Below are 22,905 nucleotides of genomic sequence, written 5' to 3'. Positions count from 1 at the left end.
TATCCCTTTCTGGTAAAGGTTAGCAAAATCATCGCCTGTCGTCGTGACCGTAATCAGGGGATAGCGATGGCGTCGAACACGGTAGACTCAACTGAGCATCACGCCCGCAGCGAACAGAATATTGGTCAGTAGCGCGCATTTGACCGTTTTTTCGAGCATTGGACGCATGCTGAACGCGGTGGTTTCACGCAGTACGTAGCGCCCCTGTTTCACCAACAGCGGCAGCGACANAATAAACAGCCAGCCGGCCAGGCTTTGCAGATAAATGAGCGCGAATAGCCCCAGACACAGCGGCGCAGCCATCAACAGCAGCATGTGATAACGGCGGGCTTTGCGCGCGCCGAGACGGACGGCCAGCGTGTTTTTTCCGCTCAAACGGTCGTTGTCGATATCACGCAGGTTGTTGATGTTCAGAACGGCGGTGGCCAAGAGGCCGCAAGCGGTCGCGGGCAGCATGACAATGCTGTCGAAATGACCGGTTTGCAGGACATAGGAGCCTGCCACGCTGAGCCAGCCAAAGAAAATCAGGACCGAGATATCGCCTAAGCCGATGTAGCCGTAAGGGCGGTTGCCGACCGTATAGGTAATGGCGGCCAGAATCGCCATCAGACCCAACCCGAGAAAGACGACGATATCCACCGGTTTTTCGCAGGCTAGTACAACGAGAAAAAGGCCGGAGACGATGGTTAGTAGTACCGTGACGATGAGAGCGTTGCGCAGTTCGGTCAGGCTAATCGCCCCGGTCTGAATACCACGCAGCGGCCCGATACGCGTCTCGGTATCGCTGCCTTTCACCGCATCGCCGTAGTCGTTGGCCAAGTTGGAAAGAATCTGTAGCAAACCTGCCGTCAGCAGAGCGAGCAAAGCGACTCCGGGTTTGAAACTGCTTTGCAAACCGGCGATAGCTGAGCCGGTCACGATGGAGGNGAAGGCCAACGGCAGCGTCTTGGGACGCAAACTGTCGAGCCAGGCCTGAGTTTTGCTGCTATGTGTCAATGAGGTCATGATCCGCTTCGTTTAAGGGAGATTATGCTCAACGTCGTTGCCGAAAACGCAAGTGGGNGGCGATAGCCTCCCACTTGATGTGTTGTCAGGACGATCCGCTGGCACGGATTATAAGATGAATCGGCTTAGATCTTCATCTGCTACTAATTCATCCAGGTGATCACGGACGTAATCCGCATCAATCGTCACATTCTGACCGCCCATTTCACTAGCGTTGTAGGAGACTTCCTCGATCAGGCGTTCGAGCACGGTGTGCAGACGACGCGCGCCGATGTTTTCGGTACGTTCGTTGACCTGCCACGCCGCTTCCGCGATACGACGGATACCGTCCGGCGCGAACTCTACGTCGACGCCTTCGGTTGCCATCAGCGCTTTGTACTGCTGCGTCAGGGACGCGCTCGGCTCGGTGAGGATGCGCTCGAAGTCTTCGGTGGTCAACGCCTGCAGCTCAACGCGGATCGGTAGACGACCCTGCAGTTCAGGGATGAGATCAGACGGGCTGGCGACCTGGAAGGCGCCGGAGGCGATAAACAGGATATGGTCGGTTTTCACCATGCCGTGCTTGGTGGATACGGTGCAGCCTTCCACCAGCGGCAGCAGGTCGCGCTGTACGCCTTCACGGGAAACGTCCGGGCCGGAAGATTCGCCGCGTTTACAGATTTTGTCGATCTCGTCGATGAACACGATGCCGTGCTGCTCGACGGACTCAATGGCGAGCTGTTTCAGCTCTTCCGGGTTCACCAGCTTGGCGGCTTCTTCTTCTACCAACTGCTTGAACGCGTCCTTAATTTTGATTTTACTGGTCTTCTGCTTCTGGCCGGCCAGGTTCTGGAACATGGACTGCAGCTGATTCGTCATTTCTTCCATACCCGGCGGCGCCATAATTTCAACGCCCACCGGCGCGGCGGCCAGTTCAATCTCGATTTCTTTATCGTCCAGCTGGCCTTCGCGCAGTTTCTTGCGAAAAGCCTGACGAGCAGGAGACGACTCCTGATTCTCTTCGGACTGCCCCCAGTTGTTTTTGGCTGGCGGGATCAGCGCGTCCAGAATGCGCTCTTCCGCCAGCTCTTCGGCACGAACGCGGTTTTTTTCCAGAGACTGGTGGCGCACCATCTTCAGCGCGGCATCGGTCAGATCGCGGATAATGGAGTCCACTTCTTTTCCGACGTAGCCGACTTCGGTGAACTTGGTCGCTTCTACCTTGATGAACGGCGCATTGGCCAGTTTGGCGAGACGACGGGCGATTTCGGTTTTACCTACACCGGTCGGGCCAATCATCAGAATGTTTTTTGGCGTAACCTCGTGGCGAAGGTCTTCGTCCAGTTGCATGCGACGCCAGCGGTTGCGCAGGGCGATTGCCACGGCCCGTTTCGCCTTGTTCTGGCCGATGATGTAGCTGTCAAGCTCGCTGACTATTTCGCGCGGGGTCATTTCAGACATAGTAGATCCTTACGCCTTGGAGGCTAATTCTTCAATCGTGTGGAACTGATTGGTGTAGATGCAGATATCACCGGCGATACCGAGTGATTTCTCGACGATTTCTCTGGCGCTCAGGTCGGTATTTTCCAACAGGGCGCGTGCAGCGGACTGGGCATACGGGCCGCCGGAACCGATAGCGATCAGATCGTTTTCCGGCTGTACGACATCGCCGTTGCCGGTGATGATCAGCGAGGCGTTCTCATCCGCCACGGCCAGCAGCGCTTCCAGACGGCGCAGCATGCGGTCGGTTCGCCAGTCTTTGGCTAATTCCACCGCGGCTTTGACCAGGTGTCCCTGGTGCAGCTCCAATTTACGTTCGAACAGTTCAAACAGGGTAAAGGCGTCGGCGGTGCCGCCCGCAAATCCGGCGATGACACGGTCGTTGTAAAGACGGCGTACCTTCCGCACGTTACCTTTCATGACGGTATTGCCTAAGGTGGCTTGACCATCTCCGCCGATGACGACCTGGCCATTGCGGCGTACGCTTACGATTGTTGTCACGAGCTAATCCCCGTTACTGAAGAAAAAGNCCCCCGCAGAGTGCGGGGCATGTTGAATTTAGAAATGGGGACGGGGTGGGGGTTTTCAACCCCCGGAGGCTAATGGAATACAGCTGCTGTTACCCATACCTTTCAGTTTTTGGGTCATCTTGTCCGCTGCGACGCGGCTGCTGTAGGGGCCGAGTATGATGCGATTCCAGCCGCCGCTGCTGGTAATTCGGCTTTCCACGCCTGCAAATGCCAGTTGCGCCCGGATGGATTCAGCAGGCGCCATCGTCTTGAATGAGCCGCACTGGATCATCCAGCGTTGCGCTTTCTCGGGTTTTTCCGCCGGAGTCTTGGCCGTTTCCATGTTGGCGGGAGCGGTGTTTTTTGGNGCCGCGGGAGCCGTTTTCGGTGCATTCTGACTCGGTTGCTGCGTCAGCGGCGCAGCGGGCGCCGGCGTTGCCGTCTGCGGCTTGATAAACACCTGAGAGCGCGGCACCTGGGTCTGATCGTTGTACGGCACTTCGGACAGCTGGGTAGGTTGACGGCGCATGTCCGACTGCATCTGTTCCAGCAGTTGACGCTGTTCTTCCGTGAGTTCTCCGGCCGAGCGTACTTCGCCGCCGGCGGAAGGCTCCGTCGGTGTCGTCACGCCAATCTGGCGATTTTCCAGCTCTTTGATGTAGCGCCAGCGTTCTTCGGGTTTAGGCGGTAGCCCATTACCCTTGCCGCCGGCATGATGTGGGAGTACCGGTATTTCCTGCGGCTTGTTATGGGCAATGAAATACAGCCCGCCCGCGAAGGTCACCAATACGGCAACCGCCAGCGCAATCATGGTCTTGGATGCGCCTGAGGAACCCTTTTTTTTCCGGCTGGATGTCTTTTTCCGGCGTGTGCCTGAACGCCCCCGCCCGACATAGTCTCTTTGTGCCACTATCGTTTCACTACGAAGTAAAAAAAGTAACAGGTTGTCATGTTACTGAACCCTAAAATGTTTGACTAGCACCGTGATTCCTAAAGCCGGCGAAACGCAAAATTCGGCGGAGCGGTACTGTCGCGAATGACCAGTTTACTGGACAGCAGGCGTGAGCTCCGGGTTACGGAATGCCCCTGCAGCTGTTCAAGCAGCAGCAGCGTTGCCTCACGTCCGATTTCGTAGCGGGGTTGAGCCACAGTGGAGAGCGGGGGGAAGCAGTAGCTGGCCTGGATAATATCATCAAATCCCATGAGCGATAGATCCCGAGGCACGTTCAGACCCATATTATGAGCTTGCGCCAGCGCTCCCATCGCTATGGTATCACTATGACAGAAAATCGCGGTCGGTGGGGTTGGATGTGACATCAACATGCCCAGCCCGCGAATGCCGGTGTCGTAGCTGAAATCCCCTCGCACGATATAGTGGTTATCCACCGTCAGACCGCCCCGTCGCAGCGCCTGGACATAGCCCTGGAGCCGATACTCGCTGAGAGGCTGGGTGTCTGGGCCTGCAATACAGGCGATGCGTTGATGTCCCAGCTCATGAAGATAGTGCACGGCGTCGAACGCGGCGGTGAGGTTGTCGATATGCACCGTCGGCATTTCCAGTGTGGGAACGAATTCATTCGCCATGACCATCGGCGGCAGATTGCGGCGTGCCGCCTTACACGCATCGAACGGTAAGTCGGAACCAAGCAGTAATATGCCGTCCACCTGAGCGGTGACGTTGGGATCGGACAACCCCCTGTCTTGTCGCCGCTGGTAGGCGCAGTCGCCGATCAACACCAGATAACCCCGAGACGCCGCGGTCTCTTCGATCCCATGGATGACCTCACTGAAGAAAGGATCGCTGATATCCGGGACGATCGTCAAAAGCGTTCGGGTTTCGTGTCGTCGGGCGTAGCGGGTGGACGCATACTGTGAATAGCCGACGGCTTTGGCCGCTTCCTCAACCTTTTGTCGGGTCAAGACAGAGACCTTTTCCGGATCCATCAGCGCTCGGGATACCGTGGCGGTCGAGACGCCCGCCTTGTCCGCCACATCTTTCATCGTTGCAGCAGCCGTGCCTTTATTGTCCAACGCTTATTCTCCTCACGCCAGCTTCCGCTGCTGCGTCCTATCACTCAGGGCCGCCTATATGCCGCAGTTAGACTTTTACCGTGTTCAGCATAGCGCCTTGCGGCGCAGGGATTAATAGATCACGCATTATAGTTGTGGATTTATCATACGCTGAACAGCGCCAAGAGCGCGTTTTTCGCGTTGGTTCGCAAAATCTTAGCGTAATCAACAGGAAGACAGCGTCATCCGTCCGTCGGGTCGACGTCTAACACCCATTTGACTTTACGCGACTGCGGCAGGGTATCGACGAGGCTCAGGGATGTTCGCAGCAGATGCTGTAGCCGGGCGCGGGAGGGGTGCTGAAGCAGCAATTGCCAGCGAAACCGCCCAGCGCGTTTGGGCTGCAAAGCGGGCACCGGGCCTAATACCCAAAGGTTTTCGTCGCGCAACGGGCTGGCTTCCAGCAGATTACGCAGCTGGTGAAGGAACTGGCTGGCTTGCTGGTTATCGTGATCGTCTGCGCGAAACAGCACGTGATTGGTGAACGGCGGCAGGGCCACGCTTTGACGCTCCTTCAGCGTTTGAGCCGCGAAAGCGTCGTAGCCTTGCTGCAACAGCGTTTGCAACAGGGGATGTTCGGGGTGATGGGTTTGCAGCACCACTTCGCCGGCTTTTCCCGCTCGGCCGGCGCGGCCGGAGACCTGGGTGTAAAGCTGTGCGAACCGTTCCGCGGCCCGGAAGTCGGCGGAAAACAAAGAGCTGTCCACGTCCAGCAACGCCACCAAGGTCACATCGGGGAAGTGGTGGCCTTTGGCCAACATCTGCGTCCCTATCAGAATGCGTGCGCCGCCCTGACGCACCTGCGCCAACTGTTGTTCCAGCGCACCCTTGCGGCTGGTGGTGTCGCGATCGATACGGGTAATCGGCGTGTCGGGAAAGAGGGCGGGCAGCGCCTGTTCGAGCTGCTCGGTACCGAGTCCCACCGGCATCATATTGGTGGAGCCGCAGTCTGGGCATTGTTGCGGCACCGGCCGTTGGCTGTCGCAGTGGTGACAACGCAGCATCTGCTGGTGCTGATGCAACGTGTAATAGNGGTCGCAGCGCGGACACTCGGCGATCCAGCCGCATTCATGGCACATCACCACCGGCGCAAAGCCGCGTCGATTAAGAAACAGAATGACCTGATTTCCTTTCCGAACGTGGTGCCGTATCCGGGCGATCAGCGGTTGCGAGAGACCGGTGTTCAGCGGCAGTCCTTTCAGGTCGAGGATATGTTGCTGTGCGAGCCGGGCGTTACCGGCGCGTTTGCTGAGGCGTAACTGCCGATATTTGCCGATTTGGACGTTATACAGCGTTTCCAGCGCCGGAGTCGCGGAACCCATGACGATAGGGATATTCTCTTCCCGGGCGCGGAACACGGCCAGATCGCGGGCGTTATAGCGCCAGCCCTCTTGCTGTTTATACGAGTTGTCGTGCTCTTCATCGATGACGATCAGGCCCAGTCGAGCGAAAGGCGTAAACAGGGCGGAGCGTGTGCCGATCACGATGGCGGCTTCCCCGTTTTTCGCCCTCAGCCACACGGCCAGACGTTCACTGTCGTTCAAGCCGGAGTGCAGCGCGTCTACCGGCGCGTTGAATCTATCTCTGAAGCGAGCGATGGTTTGCGGCGTGAGTCCGATTTCCGGCACCAGCACCAGCGCCTGTTTTCCCTGCGCCAGGATGTTTTCCAACGCGCTGAGATAGACTTCTGTCTTGCCGGAGCCGGTAATGCCCGCCAGCAGCCAGGCGGAAAAATGCTGGTCTTCGCTGCGTATTGCGCCGACGGCGGTCGCCTGCTCGGTATTGAGCCGCAGGCGTTCGCCGCTGACGCTGAAATCCGTCCGCCAGTCGCGCGGCGTTTGCGACAGCGGCCTTAGGTCGCACAACCCCTTGGCGCGTAACGCCTGCAGCGCGGCTTCGGTCAATTGGGCGTCGCTGACCTGATGGCGATAAAGCGGACCTTGCAGTAAAGCGGCCAGCGCCTGCTGCTGTTTGGGCGCGCGCTTTAGCGTCGGCAGCGGGGTTTCACGCCCTTGTTCGGTGGCGAACCACTGCCACAACGGCGCCGTATGCGCGGGTTTGCCCTGACGCAGCAGCGTCGGCAGCGCATGAAACAGCACTTCGCCGATGGGATAGTGGTAATACTCGACGGCCCACATCAGGATTCGCCACAGACTGGCGGGAAATAATGACTCCGGATCCAGCACTTCCTGCAGCGGTTTGAGTTGGGTCAACGGCAGCGCGCTGTTGTCGCTGAGGGCGGTCACGATGCCAATCATCCTGCGGTTGCCGAACGGCACGCGTACCCGCATGCCGGGGGCTGGAGGGAAGGATCCCGAGGGCAGCAGATAATCGAAAGTCCGCGCCAGTGGCACGGGCAGGGCAACCTGAACGACAGGCATGGCATCTCCGTCCGAAACGTAAGGGAAACTCTTTATACAGCATGGATGGCGAGTCGAACCGGACACAATGCGATTGTGCGGAAAACCATCCGGGCGATAGTGTACATGGTGCGGCAGGTTCTGTGTGGGGGTGATTGCATCGGCTGGTTAATTTCTGTATGATTCGCCGCCTTTATACCGCGTGTATAAAGATAAAACGAATTCAACTTCAACCTCGTGTGGTGTCTGGCGGAATAGGGCTGGATAGCGACACGGCCTTAATCAGAGGTTTCCCATGAAAGAAGGTATCCATCCGAATTACAGCGAAATTACTGCATCTTGCTCTTGCGGTAACGTCATCAAAACCCGTTCTACTGCGGGTCACGACCTGAACCTGGACGTATGCTCCGCTTGCCACCCGTTCTACACTGGCAAACAGCGTGTTGTTGACACCGGTGGTCGTGTTGATCGCTTCAACAAGCGTTTCAGCATCCCGGGCAGCAAGAAGTAATTTGCTTCACGGTTTTTGCCGCGGATTTTCTTCCGCGCATAACAAAGGCACCCTCGGGTGCCTTTGTCGTTTCTGAATACCGGTCACGGCGTCACTTAGTATTCCCAGGTATCCGGGTTAATACCCATTTCCCGCATGATCTGTTTAGCCGCCTCGGGGATTTCATCGCTGCGTTCTTTACGCAAGTCTTCATCATTCGGCAATGGTTGGCCGGTAAACGCATGGAGAAACGCTTCGCAGAGCAATTCGCTGTTGGTGGCGTGACGCAAGTTGTTTACCTGACGACGGGTGCGTTCATCAGTTAAAATCTTTAATACTTTCAACGGGATGGAAACTGTGATCTTCTTGACCTGTTCACTTTTCTTGCCGTGTTCAGCGTATGGGCTTACGTATTCGCCATTCCACTTAGCCATGAGATACCTTAAAAATTATCGTGATGAGGACAGTCACTGTCATAAATTGTCTTAATTCTAGCGATTATTATAGGGATGCTCAATCTATACGCAAAGAAGTTTAGAAGTCTAGATGTATTGACGTCTATGTTGACTGCGTTTACTCTTGGGGCTCTTTATTAAGCTACCAGTCAGGGATCACCGATGACGCGCAAACAGGCCACTATCTCAGTTCGCAGCGGGTTGAATAACGACGAGCAGTACGGTTGCGTTGTTCCACCCATTCATCTTTCCAGTACTTATAACTTCGCCGGTTTCAATCAGCCTCGTGAACACGACTATTCCCGGCGCGGTAATCCGACACGCGACGTTGTGCAACGTGCGCTTGCCGAGCTGGAAGGCGGGGCGGGAGCGGTAATGACAAACAGCGGTATGTCCGCGATCTTGTTGGTTTGCACCGTTTTCCTGCGTCCGGGCGATCTCCTGGTGGCTCCCCATGACTGCTACGGCGGCAGCTATCGTCTGTTCGACAGCCTGAGCCAACGTGGCGCGTTCCGGGTGAAATTCGTCGATCAAGGCAACGAGGCGGATCTGAAGGCCGCGCTGGCGGAAAAACCGCGTCTGGTGCTGGTTGAAAGCCCCAGCAATCCGCTGCTGCGTGTGGTGGATATCGCCGCCATCTGTCAGGCTGCGCGCGGGGCGGGCGCGGTCAGCGTGGTGGACAACACGTTCCTGAGCCCGGCGCTNCAGAATCCGTTGAGCTTGGGGGCCGACTTGGTGGTGCACTCCTGTACCAAATATCTTAATGGTCACTCGGATGTGGTCGCAGGAACGGTTATTGCGCGCGATCCTGAGCTTGTGACCGAACTGGCCTGGTGGGCCAACAACATCGGCGTGACCGGCGCGGCGTTTGACAGCTATCTGCTACTGCGCGGTCTGCGGACGTTGGGACCCCGCATGACTGCGGCGCAGAAGAACGCCTTACAGATTGTGGAATTCCTTCAGCAGCAGCCGCTGGTGAAAAAACTGTACCACCCCTCTTTACCGGAAAACGCTGGGCATGACATCGCGCGTCGCCAGCAGTCGGGTTTTGGGGCTATGCTGAGCTTTGAGCTGGACGGTGATGAAGAGACGTTGCGCCGTTTCCTGTCCTCGCTGGAGCTATTTACGCTGGCGGAGTCGTTGGGGGGCGTTGAAAGCCTGATTTCCCACGCCGCCACCATGACTCATGCCGGAATGGCCCCGGAAGCGCGCGCTGCAGCAGGGATATCCGAGACGCTGCTGCGCGTTTCCGTCGGCATTGAAGACGGCGACGATCTGGTCGCCGATTTGAAACAGGCATTTCAGGCAGTAGCAAAGAGGTAACGATGAGTGCTTTAGGGATAGCGGGTGCCGCCACTGGCCGGCAACTGCATAAATTTGGCGGCAGCAGTCTGGCTGATGTGAAATGCTATCAGCGCGTCGCCGGTATTATGGCCGAATACAGCCGTCCCGGTGACCTGATGGTCGTGTCGGCGGCGGGTGGCACCACTAACCAGCTGATTAGCTGGCTAAAGCTCAGTCAAACCGACCGTATTTCCGCGCATCAGGTGCAGCAGGTGCTGCGCCGCTATCAAAGCGATCTTATTGCGGGGCTATTGCCGGAGGCCGCAGCAGAGCGGCTGACTTCAGCGTTTATTCATGACCTTGAGCGTCTGGCGGCGCTGCTCGACGGAAAAATCACCGAAGCGGTGTACGCCGAGGTCGTCGGGCATGGCGAAATCTGGTCTGCCCGGCTGATGGCCGCCTTACTCAATCAATTAGACATCGACGCCTCCTGGTTGGATGCGCGCACGTTTCTCTGCGCCGAGCGCTCTGCGTTGCCGCAGGTTGATGAAGGCCGCTCCTGGCCGCTGTTGCAGCAGCAGCTCACACAGCACGCCAATCAGCGCCTGGTGATCACCGGTTTTATCAGTCGCAACGAAGCGGGCGAAACGGTCTTGCTGGGAAGGAACGGCAGCGACTACTCGGCCACGCAGATTGGCGCGCTGGCGGACGTAGAGCGCGTGACGATCTGGAGTGACGTTGCCGGAGTGTTCAGTGCGGACCCGCGCAAAGTCAAAGATGCCTGCCTGCTGCCGCTGCTGAGGCTGGACGAGGCCAGCGAGCTGGCGCGTTTGGCCGCTCCGGTCCTGCATACCCGCACCTTACAGCCGGTATCCGGTAGCGATATCAATCTTGAGCTGCGGTGCAGTTATCAACCCGAGCAAGGGTCGACGCGTATTGAGCGGGTACTGGCCTCCGGGACCGGCGCCAAAATCGTAACCAGTCACGATGATGTTTGTCTGATTGAGGTGACGGTGCGCGATGGACATGATTTTCAACGTGTGCAGCAAGACGCCGGACAGCTGCTTCAGCGCGCGCAGATCAAAGCCTTGGCGACGGGCATCCACCCTGACCGTAACTTGCTGCAGTTTTGCTATACCTCGGAAGTGGTCGACAGCGCCTGGTCGCTGCTGGAACAGTCGGCGCTGCCGATCCGACTCCAACTGCGCGAAGGTCTGGCGATCGTCGCGGTAGTGGGGGCTGGCGTCGGCAATAACCCGCTTCATAGCCACCGCTTCTATCAGCAGTTGAAAGACCAGCCGGTCGAATTCGTCTGTGAATCGGACGATAGCATCAGTCTGGCGGCGGTGCTGCGCGTCGGACCGACTGAACATCTGGTCCGTGGTCTGCACCACTCTCTGTTCCGAGCCGAGAAACGCATCGGATTGGTGCTGTTCGGTAAAGGAAACATTGGTTCCCGCTGGCTGGAGCTGTTCGCGCGCGAGCAGNCTCATCTTTCCGCACGTACCGGTTTTGAATTTGTTCTGGCTGGCGTTGTCGACAGCCGCCGTAGCTTGCTTAATCACGATGGCCTGGATGCGGGGCGTGTGCTGGCGTATTTCGACGACGAAGCGCAGGAACGTGATGAAGACGAGCTGTTCTTGTGGATGCGCGCTCATCCTTATGATGATTTGGTCGTGTTGGATGTGACCGCCAGCGGCGCGGTAGCCGATCTTTATCTGGATTTCGCCAGCTACGGTTTTCATGTCATCAGCGCGAATAAACAGGCGGGGGCTTCTGGCGGCGATAATTATCGTCAAATTCGCGATGCGTTCGCGAAAACTGGCGGCCACTGGTTATATAACGCCACCGTTGGCGCCGGACTGCCGGTAAACTATGCGGTCCGCGACCTGTGTGAAAGCGGGGACAGTATTCTGGCTATCAGCGGTATCTTTTCCGGCACGCTGTCCTGGCTATTCCTGCAGTTCGACGGCACGGTGCCGTTCACCGAACTGGTGGATCAGGCATGGCAGCAGGGCTTGACCGAACCGGACCCGCGCGACGATCTGTCGGGTCAGGACGTGATGCGTAAGCTCGTGATACTGGCGCGCGAAGCCGGCCATGAGATCGAACCGNCTCAGGTCCGTGTCGAGTCGCTGGTGCCCGCAGGTTGTGAACAGGGTTCCGTCGATCAGTTCTTCGAGGATGGCGAGTCACTGAATGACCAAATGCTCCAGCGGCTGGAAGCCGCCAATGAAATGGGATTGGTGCTGCGCTATGTGGCACGCTTCGACGCCAGCGGTAAGGCGCGCGTCGGGGTCGAGGCCGTCCGCCCGGATCATCCTCTGGCCGCATTGCTGCCGTGCGACAATGTCTTCGCCATCGAAAGCCGCTGGTATCGTGATAATCCGCTGGTGATCCGGGGGCCGGGTGCCGGTCGTGATGTCACCTCCGGGGCTATCCAATCCGATCTTAACCGGCTGGCGCAACTCCTCTGATCGTGAAGATATAGGCGATACTATCGCGAAACATCGCCTCGTTCCAACTCAGCCCGAAGCATGCTGCTTCGGGTTTTTTATTTATAAAATCAACGTATTGTGTCGATATAAAAACAACATGAATCCTGCTCATATTGCATGAATAAACATCAGCTCCCAAAGCGTTGACTCCTCATACCGATTCGGCCATTTTTATATAGACGTCTAAACGTATAGACGTTTGCATGGTGGCAATGACAACGGCTAATTGAGGTAAGGATATGAGTTTTTTCCACGCGAATCATCAGGAGGCGCTGAATCAGAGCCTGGCGGAATTGCAGGGGCACATTAATGTTTCTTTCGAATTTTTCCCCCCTCGCACCAGTGAGATGGAAGAGACGCTGTGGAGTTCAATTGACCGTTTAAGCAGCCTGAAACCTAAGTTCGTGTCGGTGACTTACGGCGCCAACTCCGGCGAGCGCGATCGTACGCATAGCATCATCAAAGCTATCAAGGAACGTATCGGCGTCGATGCCGCACCACATCTGACCTGCATTGACGCAAGTCGTGATGAACTGAAAGCCATCGCGCAGGATTATTGGCAGAGTGGTATCCGTCACATCGTAGCGCTGCGGGGCGATCTTCCCCCTGAAGGCGGCAAACCGGAGCTTTACGCGGCGGATTTGGTGACATTGCTGAAGGAAGNCGGCGACTTCGACATTTCTGTGGCAGCCTATCCCGAAGTGCATCCCGAGGCCAAAAGCGCCCAGGCAGATTTGATTAATTTGAAACGAAAAGTCGACGCTGGCGCTAATCGCGCAATCACCCAGTTCTTTTTCGACGTGGAAAGCTATCTGCGATTTCGCGACCGCTGTGTCTCCACGGGGATCGACGTAGAAATTGTGCCAGGCATCTTACCGGTGTCCAACTTTCGACAGCTGCAGCGGTTTGCCACGATGACGAATGTACGTGTGCCCAACTGGATGACGGCCATGTTCGACGGATTGGATCACGATCCGGAAACGCGCAAGATGGTGGGCGCGTCCATTGCGATGGATATGGTGAAAATCCTTCGACGCGAGGGCGTAAAAGATTTCCATTTCTATACCCTGAACCGGGCTGAGCTGAGCTATGCAATTTGCCATACGCTGGGCGTTCGTCCCGCCATTGCGGCCTGAATGTCGANCGCGCCATCGTGCAACGGCGCGACGCATCTCTTATCGGCATTGTCCACAGACGGTGATACCTTCCTGCTCCTTTTGAATAAAGCAGATTGCGCTAGTCGATAGTCAAAAAAAAAGCGGGCCAGAGGCCCGCTAAAGTATCGTTGGCTTTCTTTTTNCTTGTATGCTTGTCAGGATGATATCGGCATGATTCTGTACCGTTAGTTCACATCCGGTGCCGGTAGCCCGCATGGTTAGCCCCGGCCTGCCAGAGGTTTACTGATCCTGAATGCCACAATCCGGTTGTAGCTTCTCTGCCCTGGTGTAGGCGTTGAGTAAGTTCACCCTCATATTTGGTATCGAATGAGGTGTATAAAAAAGAGCTGCCTGCTTAACTTGGAAGTATTATTGCCTACAAAGGTTGATAGGGCTAATCGTTCATTGCTATTCTATCTATCGTTATGGGCTATCGTGTTTAAGGGGAATGAAGGCATGAACATCCGGGATTTAGAATATCTTGTGGCGTTAGCGGAGCACCGGCATTTCCGCCGAGCCGCTGATTCTTGCCACGTTAGCCAACCTACGCTAAGCGGGCAGATTCGCAAGCTCGAAGACGAGCTGGGCGTGATGTTGCTGGAGCGCACGAGCCGCAAAGTGCTGTTTACACAGGCAGGTTTGCTGTTGGTCGAACAGGCTCGAACGGTGCTGCGCGAAGTCAAAGTGCTGAAAGAGATGGCCAGCCAGCAGGGTGAAAGCATGTCTGGTCCGCTGCATATCGGACTGATTCCGACCGTCGGCCCTTATCTCCTTCCTCATATCATTCCTATGCTACACAAAACGTTTCCCAAATTGGAAATGTATTTGCACGAAGCGCAGACCCATCAATTGCTTGCTCAGCTGGATAGCGGCAAGCTGGACTGCGCCATCCTCGCGATGGTGAAAGAGTCGGAAGCCTTTATCGAAGTGCCGCTATTCGACGAACCGATGAAGCTAGCGATTTATCAGGATCATCCCTGGGCCAACCGTGAGCGGGTCGCAATGTCGGACCTGTCCGGAGAGAAACTGCTGATGCTGGAGGACGGCCACTGTCTTCGCGACCAGGCGATGGGGTTCTGCTTCCAGGCCGGGGCGGATGAAGACACGCATTTTCGGGCGACAAGCCTAGAGACGCTGAGAAATATGGTGGCGGCCGGTAGCGGAATTACGCTCTTGCCTTCCTTGTCGGTTCCGAAAGAAAGAACGCGTGACGGTGTGTCTTACCTACAGTGCTACAAACCGGAGCCGAAGCGCACGGTCGCACTGGTTTATCGCCCGGGTTCACCGCTGCGTGCCCGATATGAGCAGTTGGCCGATACCATTCGCGAGCACATGCAGCTGTATTTGGACAATCAGGCTAAGCAGGAAATTTAGTGCTCAGTTTCGGATAGGTTGGCGTCGCTTCAACAAGCGCCGTCGCCGTCTATGCGGCGCGAAATTCTTGCGGGTCGAGGTTCGCGCCAGAGTAGGTGCAACATCACACGGCGCTTCAGAAATGACTGAGCATGCGAGGCGTTAACGCCTTGTCATCTCCGTATATGTTAAGTCATAAAAGGTCGCGATCCTGCTGACTTTGTCGGTCTACTAGCATTAATCTCTCGCTTGATTGCTGACAATGGCATTTTGATCGCCAACCACGATTATCTGAAGAAAGCGCTATTATCACTTTTTATACGGACAAACTTTGACGCACTTTGTCGTGAGCAAAGTTTGTTATAGTGACTCTCTAAGTAAGGAGAGCAAATCACTTTGAGTAAGACTACGGGTGTTAGAGCACAACAAAAAGAACGGACGCGTCGTTCCCTTATTGAAGCTGCATTCAGCCAACTCAGCGCCGAGCGCAGTTTTGCCAGCCTAAGCCTGCGTGAGGTTGCCCGCGAGGCAGGAATAGCTCCCACCTCTTTCTATCGTCATTTCCGTGATGTTGACGAACTCGGTCTGACGATGGTGGATGAGAGCGGACTGATGCTCCGCCAACTGATGCGGCAGGCTCGCCAGCGTATCGTCAAGAGCGGCGGCAGCGTTATCAGGACGTCGGTATCCACGTTTATGGAATTCATTGGCAACAATCCGAATGCATTTCGCCTTCTGCTGCGTGAGCGCTCCGGTACTTCCGCTGCATTTCGTGCTGCCGTTGTTCGGGAAATTCAGCATTTTATTGCCGAACTGGCGGATTATCTTGAAGTCGAAAATCATATCCCACGCAGTTTTGCCGAGGCGCAGTCGGAAGCGATGGTGACGATTGTTTTCAGCGCGGGAGCGGAAGCGCTGGACATCGGCGCGGAACAACGGAGCCAATTGGAAGAACGGCTGGTGCTACAACTGCGGATGATTGCGAAAGGCGCGTATTACTGGTATCGAAGAGAACTGAGNAAGGGGTTTACTACGCCGTAGTCTTTTATAGTCGCTGAGGAACATCATGGCAAAACAGAAAAATGCAGAGAAAGGGACGTTGGTGCTGTCGATGATTGCCGGTTTGTCCGTCAATGGCACGTTCGCTGCTTTGTTTAGCGCGTTTGTTCCGTTTTCCATTTTTCCGCTCATCGCGTTGGCGCTGTCGGTTTACTGCCTACGCCAACGCTATCGGCGCCTGGATATGTCGTTTGGGATGCCGAAGTTGGTTGCAGGCTGCTTCCTGTTCGGTCTCCTGCTCTACAGTGCGATTATTCGGGCGAAGTATCCCCAAATCGGCTCCGATTTTGTGCCATCGATCCTCTGCGTGGTACTGGCTTTGTGGCTGGTCATCAAGCTGCGTAGCCGTCAGTCATCCTAAGACNGAGTGCCTCTTGATGTGCGAGCCGTCAGCCGGAAGGACCGGCTGACGGATGCGTTAGGCTAACTTTTCCAGTAAAACGCCGCACTCCATGTGATGGGTGTAAGGGAATTGATCGAACAGCGCGAGTTGACTGATTTTGTGTGTCCGGCTCAGGGTTTCCAGATTAGCGCATAAGGTTTCCGGGTTGCATGATATGTACATAATGCGTGGATATTCCTGGACCAGACGTACCGTATCCTCATCCAAACCACTGCGCGGCGGGTCGACAAAAATGGTTTCGCAGTGATAGCTGCTAAGATCGATACCCTTGAGCCGATTGAACTGGCGAACTCCGCGCATGGCCTGGGTGAATTCTTCTGCCGCCATGCGAATAATCTGCACATTATCAATCTGGTTAGCCGCAATGTTGTATTGCGCGGCAGCTACTGATGGTTTGGCTATCTCGGTCGCCAATACGTTGTCGAAGTTACGCGCCAGCGCTAACGAGAAGTTGCCATTGCCGCAGTAAAGCTCCAGCAAGTCCCCTTTCGAATCGGCCGTTACGTTTAGCGCCCACTCCAGCATCTGTACGTTCATCGCGGCGTTGGGCTGGGTGAAACTGTTCTCCACCTGGCGATAGATAATGTCTTTGCCGGCAACCGGCAGCACTTCATCAACATAATCCCGATCGAGACAGATTTTAGTTTTCGTCGCTCGTCCTATCAGTTGCAGATTNAATCCCTGGGCACGCAGTTGGTCGCGCANTTCNCAAGCCTGTTGCTGCCACTCTTCATCCAACGGCCGGTGATAAAGCAGCGAGACTACGATCTCTCCGCTCACCGTGGAAAGGTAATCAATCTGGAATAGCTTGCGGCGTAACACTGGCTGGGGGCGAATAGCAGATAGCAATAGCGGCATTAGGGCGTTAATCAGTTCGCTGGCTGCGGGAAATTTGTCGACCCGAATGCGCTGTTTTGTCTGCTGATCAAACATGATGTGGTAAAGGTCGTCACCTTCATGCCAAACGCGGAACTCAGCCCGCATCCGGTAATGGCTAACCGGAGAACGGAATACCGCGGGTTTTGGAGCGGAAAATGGTGCCATCATCGCCTCTAGACGTGTGCATTTTTCTTCTAGCTGAGCGTCGTAGTTTTCGATGGGCAAGATTTCTGGCGTCATAGTGTTCTCGTTTAACAGCTTCGGGATGACTTTATTGGCGGCGATTGTAGGGGATTCAGAAGGGATATCCAACCTTGTCATAGGGAGACGGCCTGTTTGTCGCGATGTGCCCTGGGGATAGATTACCGCCTCACGAACAACCATGGTTCATGGTAAAATCGCGGTCTGTTCATTATGTGAAGAGGAGAGTATGGCTACCGATTGGCAGAGTGAGAATCAGGTCTCGCCGGAAGCAGTTCCTTCGGTTTCTGGGCGTCCTACCGTACTTATCCTTGATTCCGGCGTGGGCGGTTTGTCGGTTTACGATGAAGTGTATAAGTTGCTACCGGATTTGCACTATATCTACGCGTTCGATAACGAAGCATTCCCCTATGGCGAGAAACCTGAAGAATTTGTGATTCAGCGGGTTCTCGCCATTGTCGAAGCGGTCCAGCAGCGGTACCCACTTTCTATGGTTATCGTTGCCTGTAATACTGCGAGTACCATTTCCCTTCCTGCCCTGCGTGCGCGCTTCTCCTTTCCTGTTGTGGGGGTCGTGCCTGCCGTCAAGCCGGCGGCAAAGCTCACTCGTAACGGCGTGGTCGGGTTGCTTGCGACCCGGGGCACGGTGCAGCGCACTTATACGCAAGAACTCATTGCACGTTTTGCTAATGACTGCAGAATTCTAATGTTGGGATCATCGGAGCTGGTGGACTTAGGGGAAGCCAAGCTGCGAGGAGAGAGTGTCTCAACCGAAGAATTACGGCGCATCTTAAANCCATGGCTCAAATTGTCAGANCCGCCAGATACGGTCGTGCTGGGATGCACCCACTTTCCTTTACTAAAAGAAGAGCTAAAAGAGGTCTTGCCGGATGGGACTCGACTGGTGGATTCCGGGGCTGCGATTGCGCGAAGAGCGTTGTGGCTGATTGAACATATGGAAAAGCCTGCGCTGTCTATTCGGAAAAATATAGCCTTTTGCCTCAACATTACGCCACAGGTTGTTATGCTCCAGCCCGTATTAGCTCGCTTTGGCTTCGATTCGCTGGAAAAATTGCCACTCTATCCGGTTTTTGAGTGAATTATGAACGGTTGGAAATGTTTTTGTATTTAGCGCTTGTCAGCCCGAAATAACTCCCTATAATGCGCTCCCACTGACCCGGCAACAGCAACATAACGTTGTCGAGAATAAAAGAATATCAAGCTGATAAGTCTTGACTTTCGAGCGGAAATGCATAGTATATGCGGCCCGCGGCCACTAAAAGTGGCGCTGCTCTTTAACAATTTAATCAGACAATCTGTGTGGGCACTCACAAGACACTATCGCAATCAGATACGAAAAAGTCTTGAAGAGTGAACAACAGTTAATTCATTACGAATGAACAGTAAATTCTTTGAGCATCGCTATTAACTTAGNAAATCAAGCTTTTAATTGAAGAGTTTGATCATGGCTCAGATTGAACGCTGGCGGCAGGCCTAACNNATGCAAGTCGAGCGGCAGCGGAAGGAAGCTTNCTTCCTTGCCGGCGAGCGGCGGACGGGTGAGTAATGTCTGGGGATCTGCCCGATGGAGGGGGATAACTACTGGAAACGGTAGCTAATACCGCATAACGTCGCAAGACCAAAGTGGGGGACCTTCGGGCCTCACACCATCGGATGAACCCAGATGGGATTAGCTAGTAGGCGGGGTAAAGGCCCACCTAGGCGACGATCTCTAGCTGGTCTGAGAGGATGACCAGCCACACTGGAACTGAGACACGGTCCAGACTCCTACGGGAGGCAGCAGTGGGGAATATTGCACAATGGGGGAAACCCTGATGCAGCCATGCCGCGTGTATGAAGAAGGCCTTCGGGTTGTAAAGTACTTTCAGCGGGGAGGAAGGCAGTGAACTTAATACGTTCGCTGATTGACGTTACCCGCAGAAGAAGCACCGGCTAACTCCGTGCCAGCAGCCGCGGTAATACGGAGGGTGCAAGCGTTAATCGGAATGACTGGGCGTAAAGCGCACGCAGGCGGTTTGTTAAGTCAGATGTGAAATCCCCGAGCTTAACTTGGGAACTGCATTTGAAACTGGCAGGCTAGAGTCTTGTAGAGGGGGGTAGAATTCCAGGTGTAGCGGTGAAATGCGTAGAGATCTGGAGGAATACCGGTGGCGAAGGCGGCCCCCTGGACAAAGACTGACGCTCAGGTGCGAAAGCGTGGGGAGCAAACAGGATTAGATACCCTGGTAGTCCACGCTGTAAACGATGTCGACTTGGAGGTTGCGGTCTTGAACTGTGGCTTCCGGAGCTAACGCGTTAAGTCGACCGCCTGGGGAGTACGGCCGCAAGGTTAAANCTCAAATGAATTGACGGGGGCCCGCACAAGCGGTGGAGCATGTGGTTTAATTCGATGCAACGCGAAGAACCTTACCTACTCTTGACATCCAGAGAACTTGGCAGAGATGCCTTGGTGCCTTCGGGAACTCTGAGACAGGTGCTGCATGGCTGTCGTCAGCTCGTGTTGTGAAATGTTGGGTTAAGTCCCGCAACGAGCGCAACCCTTATCCTTTGTTGCCAGCGATTCGGTCGGGAACTCAAAGGAGACTGCCGGTGATAAACCGGAGGAAGGTGGGGATGACGTCAAGTCATCATGGCCCTTACGAGTAGGGCTACACACGTGCTACAATGGCGCATACAAAGAGAAGCGAACTTGCGAGAGTGAGCGGACCTCATAAAGTGCGTCGTAGTCCGGATTGGAGTCTGCAACTCGACTCCATGAAGTCGGAATCGCTAGTAATCGTAGATCAGAATGCTACGGTGAATACGTTCCCGGGCCTTGTACACACCGCCCGTCACACCATGGGAGTGGGTTGCAAAAGAAGTAGGTAGCTTAACCTTCGGGAGGGCGCTTACCACTTTGTGATTCATGACTGGGGTGAAGTCGTAACAAGGTAACCGTAGGGGAACCTGCGGTTGGATCACCTCCTTACCAAAGTGAAGTGCTAGTGAAGTGCTCACACAGATTGTCTGATGAAAGAAGAACGAGCAGAAATACCTTTATAGGCTTGTAGCTCAGGTGGTTAGAGCGCACCCCTGATAAGGGTGAGGTCGGTGGTTCAAGTCCACTCAGGCCTACCAAATTTTCTCTTATGCTGCGTTATGCTCAGGCTTGTTTACAAGAGTAAAAGTCGCCCTCGCATGCCTTGCCTAAGAAAAAATTAACTCTTCCATGAGTGGTATCTAAAGGNAACTGTAAGTGACGTTTGGGGCTATAGCTCAGCTGGGAGAGCGCCTGCTTTGCACGCAGGAGGTCTGCGGTTCGATCCCGCATAGCTCCACCATACAAAGACTTCAGAGCGTATTGGCGACAGTATGCTGTGAAGTATTTTGCTCTTTAACAATCTGGAACAAGCTGAAATTTGAAACGATACAGCTGAACATATCTCTCCGTGCAGTATTGAGATGTGATTTTGTTGTATCAGAGTCTCTCAAATAATCGCAGCGCGAAGTGTTTTACGAAACACCTTCGGGTTGTGAGGTTAAGTGACTAAGCGTACACGGTGGATGCCTAGGCAGTCAGAGGCGATGAAGGGCGTGCTAATCTGCGAAAAGCGTCGGCAAGGTGATATGAACCGTTATACCCGACGATACCCGAATGGGGAAACCCAGTGCAATCCGTTGCACTATCGCAACATGAATACATAGTGTTGCGAGGCGAACCGGGGGAACTGAAACATCTCAGTACCCCGAGGAAAAGAAATCAACCGAGATTCCCCTAGTAGCGGCGAGCGAACGGGGAGGAGCCCAGAACCTGAATCAGTTTGTGTCTTAGTGGAAGCGTCTGGAAAGTCGCACGACAGAGGGTGATAGTCCCGTACACGAAGAGGCATGGATTGTGAGTTCGATGAGTAGGGCGGGACACGTGTTATCCTGTCTGAATATGGGGGGACCATCCTCCAAGGCTAAATACTCCTGACTGACCGATAGTGAACCAGTACCGTGAGGGAAAGGCGAAAAGAACCCCGGCGAGGGGAGTGAAATAGAACCTGAAACCGTGTACGTACAAGCAGTGGGAGCCTTGATTAATCAGGGTGACTGCGTACCTTTTGTATAATGGGTCAGCGACTTATATTCTGTAGCAAGGTTAACCGAATAGGGGAGCCGCAGGGAAACCGAGTCTTAACTGGGCGTTAAGTTGCAGGGTATAGACCCGAAACCCGGTGATCTAGCCATGGGCAGGTTGAAGGTTGGGTAACACTAACTGGAGGACCGAACCGACTAATGTTGAAAAATTAGCGGATGACTTGTGGCTGGGGGTGAAAGGCCAATCAAACCGGGAGATAGCTGGTTCTCCCCGAAAGCTATTTAGGTAGCGCCTCGTGAACTCATCTTCGGGGGTAGAGCACTGTTTCGACTAGGGGGCCATCCCGGCTTACCAACTCGATGCAAACTGCGAATACCGAAGAATGTTATCACGGGAGACACACGGCGGGTGCTAACGTCCGTCGTGAAGAGGGAAACAACCCAGACCGCCAGCTAAGGTCCCAAAGTCATGGNTAAGTGGGAAACGATGTGGGAAGGCCCAGACAGCCAGGATGTTGGCTTAGAAGCAGCCATCATTTAAAGAAAGCGTAATAGCTCACTGGTCGAGTCGGCCCGCGCGGAAGATGTAACGGGGCTAAACCATGCACCGAAGCTGCGGCAGCGANACTTAGGTGTTGTTGGGNAGGGGAGCGTTCTGTAAGCCTGCGAAGGTGACCTGTGAGGGTTGCTGGAGGTATCAGAAGTGCGAATGCTGACATAAGTAACGATAATGCGGGTGAAAAACCCGCACGCCGGAAGACCAAGGGTTCCTGTCCAACGTTAATCGGGGCAGGGTGAGTCGACCCCTAAGGCGAGGCCGAAAGGCGTAGTCGATGGGAAACAGGTTAATATTCCTGTACTTGGTGTTACTGCGAAGGGGGGACGGAGAAGGCTAGGTTATCCGGGCGACGGTTGTCCCGGTTTAAGCGTGTAGGTGGATGTTTTTGGTAAATCCGGAACATCATTAACACTGAGGCGTGATGACGAGTCACTACGGTGATGAAGTGACCGATGCCAAGCTTCCAGGAAAAGCCTCTAAGCTCCAGGTAACACGAAATCGTACCCCAAACCGACACAGGTGGTCAGGTAGAGAATACCAAGGCGCTTGAGAGAACTCGGGTGAAGGAACTAGGCAAAATGGTGCCGTANCTTCGGGAGAAGGCACGCTGGCGTTGGTGAAGGGACTTGCTCCCGGAGCTGATACCAGTCGCAGATACCAGCTGGCTGCAACTGTTTAATAAAAACACAGCACTGTGCAAACACGAAAGTGGCCGTATACGGTGTGACGCCTGCCCGGTGCCGGAAGGTTAATTGATGGGGTCAGCCGCAAGGCGAAGCTCTTGATCGAAGCCCCGGTAANCNGCGGCCGTAACTATAACGGTCCTAAGGTAGCGAAATTCCTTGTCGGGTAAGTTCCGACCTGCACGAATGGCATAATGATGGCCAGGCTGTCTCCACCCGAGACTCAGTGAAATTGAACTCGCTGTGAAGATGCAGTGTACCCGCGGCAAGACGGAAAGACCCCGTGAACCTTTACTATAGCTTGACACTGAACCTTGAGCCTTGATGTGTAGGATAGGTGGGAGGCTTTGAAGTGTGGACGCCAGTCTGCATGGAGCC

General features: G+C 54.9%; 16 protein-coding genes, 2 tRNA genes and 2 rRNA genes. 12 read left to right on the top strand and 8 right to left on the bottom strand.

The genetic code is table 11. The features are described from left to right. Nucleotides 1–87: 87 nt before the first annotated feature. The 6 genes from RZ35_RS12390 to priA form a co-directional block, all read right to left on the bottom strand. The gene (locus tag RZ35_RS12390) at nt 88–1,005 is read right to left on the bottom strand and encodes a 1,4-dihydroxy-2-naphthoate polyprenyltransferase (RefSeq protein WP_026743597.1); all 918 of its coding nucleotides are present in this window, start codon (nt 1,003–1,005) and stop codon (nt 88–90) included. Between the two features lie 108 nt (nt 1,006–1,113). After that, a complete protein-coding gene (gene hslU / locus RZ35_RS12385) occupies nt 1,114–2,445 on the bottom strand; it encodes an HslU--HslV peptidase ATPase subunit (protein WP_026743596.1) in 1,332 nt (443 codons plus the stop codon). A gap of 9 nt (nt 2,446–2,454) precedes the next feature. Then, nucleotides 2,455–2,985, bottom strand: coding sequence for an ATP-dependent protease subunit HslV (gene hslV, locus RZ35_RS12380; RefSeq protein ID WP_026743595.1), 531 nt, complete (start codon nt 2,983–2,985; stop codon nt 2,455–2,457). Between the two features lie 84 nt (nt 2,986–3,069). Further along, entirely contained in the window at nt 3,070–3,903 is an 834-nt protein-coding gene (ftsN, locus tag RZ35_RS12375) for a cell division protein FtsN (protein WP_071999796.1), read from the bottom strand. Between the two features lie 80 nt (nt 3,904–3,983). Continuing rightward, nucleotides 3,984–4,994 carry a DNA-binding transcriptional regulator CytR gene (gene cytR / locus RZ35_RS12370; protein WP_036153381.1) on the bottom strand — a complete coding sequence of 337 codons (1,011 nt, stop codon included), beginning with the start codon at nt 4,992–4,994 and terminating at the stop codon, nt 3,984–3,986. 251 nt (nt 4,995–5,245) lie between these two features. Continuing rightward, nucleotides 5,246–7,444, bottom strand: coding sequence for a primosomal protein N' (gene priA / locus RZ35_RS12365; RefSeq protein WP_026743592.1), 2,199 nt, complete (start codon nt 7,442–7,444; stop codon nt 5,246–5,248). Between the two features lie 274 nt (nt 7,445–7,718). Between priA and rpmE the strand changes: the two genes are divergently transcribed. Next, nucleotides 7,719–7,934, top strand: coding sequence for a 50S ribosomal protein L31 (gene rpmE / locus RZ35_RS12360; protein ID WP_026740894.1), 216 nt, complete (start codon nt 7,719–7,721; stop codon nt 7,932–7,934). 95 nt (nt 7,935–8,029) lie between these two features. Here the strand turns inward: rpmE and metJ are convergent, their stop codons facing one another. After that, complete coding sequence (gene metJ, locus RZ35_RS12355) at nt 8,030–8,347, bottom strand: met regulon transcriptional regulator MetJ (RefSeq protein ID WP_026740895.1); 318 nt, start codon at nt 8,345–8,347, stop codon at nt 8,030–8,032. Between the two features lie 183 nt (nt 8,348–8,530). On the opposite strand from metJ, the gene metB reads away from it, so the two are divergent. The 6 genes from metB (at nt 8,531) to RZ35_RS12325 (ending at nt 16,080) form a co-directional block, all read left to right on the top strand. Continuing rightward, on the top strand, nt 8,531–9,691 hold the full coding sequence (metB, locus tag RZ35_RS12350) for a cystathionine gamma-synthase (RefSeq protein WP_026743591.1): 1,161 nt from the start codon (nt 8,531–8,533) through the stop codon (nt 9,689–9,691). A 2-nt stretch (nt 9,692–9,693) separates the two neighbouring features. Beyond that, nucleotides 9,694–12,129, top strand: coding sequence for a bifunctional aspartate kinase/homoserine dehydrogenase II (locus RZ35_RS12345; protein WP_026743590.1), 2,436 nt, complete (start codon nt 9,694–9,696; stop codon nt 12,127–12,129). 260 nt (nt 12,130–12,389) lie between these two features. After that, nucleotides 12,390–13,286, top strand: coding sequence for a methylenetetrahydrofolate reductase (gene metF, locus RZ35_RS12340; RefSeq protein WP_026743589.1), 897 nt, complete (start codon nt 12,390–12,392; stop codon nt 13,284–13,286). A 477-nt stretch (nt 13,287–13,763) separates the two neighbouring features. After that, a complete protein-coding gene (gene oxyR / locus RZ35_RS12335) occupies nt 13,764–14,681 on the top strand; it encodes a DNA-binding transcriptional regulator OxyR (protein ID WP_026743588.1) in 918 nt (305 codons plus the stop codon). Between the two features lie 375 nt (nt 14,682–15,056). Continuing rightward, nucleotides 15,057–15,701: an HTH-type transcriptional repressor FabR gene (gene fabR / locus RZ35_RS12330; protein ID WP_036153363.1), complete on the top strand. Its 645-nt coding sequence runs from the start codon at nt 15,057–15,059 to the stop codon at nt 15,699–15,701. 25 nt (nt 15,702–15,726) lie between these two features. Continuing rightward, a complete protein-coding gene (locus RZ35_RS12325; RefSeq protein WP_026743586.1) occupies nt 15,727–16,080 on the top strand; it encodes a YijD family membrane protein in 354 nt (117 codons plus the stop codon). Between the two features lie 57 nt (nt 16,081–16,137). Here RZ35_RS12325 and trmA read toward each other — a convergent pair whose 3' ends face one another. Beyond that, nucleotides 16,138–17,241: a tRNA (uridine(54)-C5)-methyltransferase TrmA gene (trmA, locus tag RZ35_RS12320; protein WP_026743585.1), complete on the bottom strand. Its 1,104-nt coding sequence runs from the start codon at nt 17,239–17,241 to the stop codon at nt 16,138–16,140. A gap of 190 nt (nt 17,242–17,431) precedes the next feature. On the opposite strand from trmA, the gene murI reads away from it, so the two are divergent. The 5 genes from murI to RZ35_RS12295 all read left to right on the top strand — a co-directional run. After that, nucleotides 17,432–18,301, top strand: coding sequence for a glutamate racemase (murI, locus tag RZ35_RS12315; protein WP_026743584.1), 870 nt, complete (start codon nt 17,432–17,434; stop codon nt 18,299–18,301). Nucleotides 18,302–18,649: 348 nt separating this feature from the next. Next, nucleotides 18,650–20,191: ribosomal RNA gene (locus RZ35_RS12310) — 16S ribosomal RNA — on the top strand. Nucleotides 20,192–20,263: 72 nt separating this feature from the next. Beyond that, a tRNA-Ile gene (locus tag RZ35_RS12305) sits at nt 20,264–20,340 on the top strand. A 127-nt stretch (nt 20,341–20,467) separates the two neighbouring features. Then, nucleotides 20,468–20,543: transfer RNA gene (locus RZ35_RS12300), tRNA-Ala, on the top strand. 196 nt (nt 20,544–20,739) lie between these two features. After that, nucleotides 20,740–22,905: ribosomal RNA gene (locus RZ35_RS12295) — 23S ribosomal RNA — on the top strand; the annotation flags it as partial.

It is taken from the genome of Lonsdalea quercina subsp. quercina (assembly GCF_000688655.1).
GTDB lineage: Bacteria > Pseudomonadota > Gammaproteobacteria > Enterobacterales > Enterobacteriaceae > Lonsdalea > Lonsdalea quercina.
This window is presented reverse-complemented; position numbering and strand designations above follow the sequence as displayed.

Bases quoted from the DNA above. Each gene is read 5' to 3' on its own strand.
- metJ (WP_026740895.1), bottom strand. From the start codon at position 8,347: ATGGCTAAGTGGAATGGCGAATACGTAAGCCCATACGCTGAACACGGC.
- cytR (WP_036153381.1), bottom strand. From the start codon at position 4,994: ATGAAAGATGTGGCGGACAAGGCGGGCGTCTCGACCGCCACGGTATCC.
- RZ35_RS12325 (WP_026743586.1), top strand. From the start codon at position 15,727: ATGGCAAAACAGAAAAATGCAGAGAAAGGGACGTTGGTGCTGTCGATG.
- rpmE (WP_026740894.1), top strand. From the start codon at position 7,719: ATGAAAGAAGGTATCCATCCGAATTACAGCGAAATTACTGCATCTTGC.
- oxyR (WP_026743588.1), top strand. From the start codon at position 13,764: ATGAACATCCGGGATTTAGAATATCTTGTGGCGTTAGCGGAGCACCGG.
- hslU (WP_026743596.1), bottom strand. From the start codon at position 2,445: ATGTCTGAAATGACCCCGCGCGAAATAGTCAGCGAGCTTGACAGCTAC.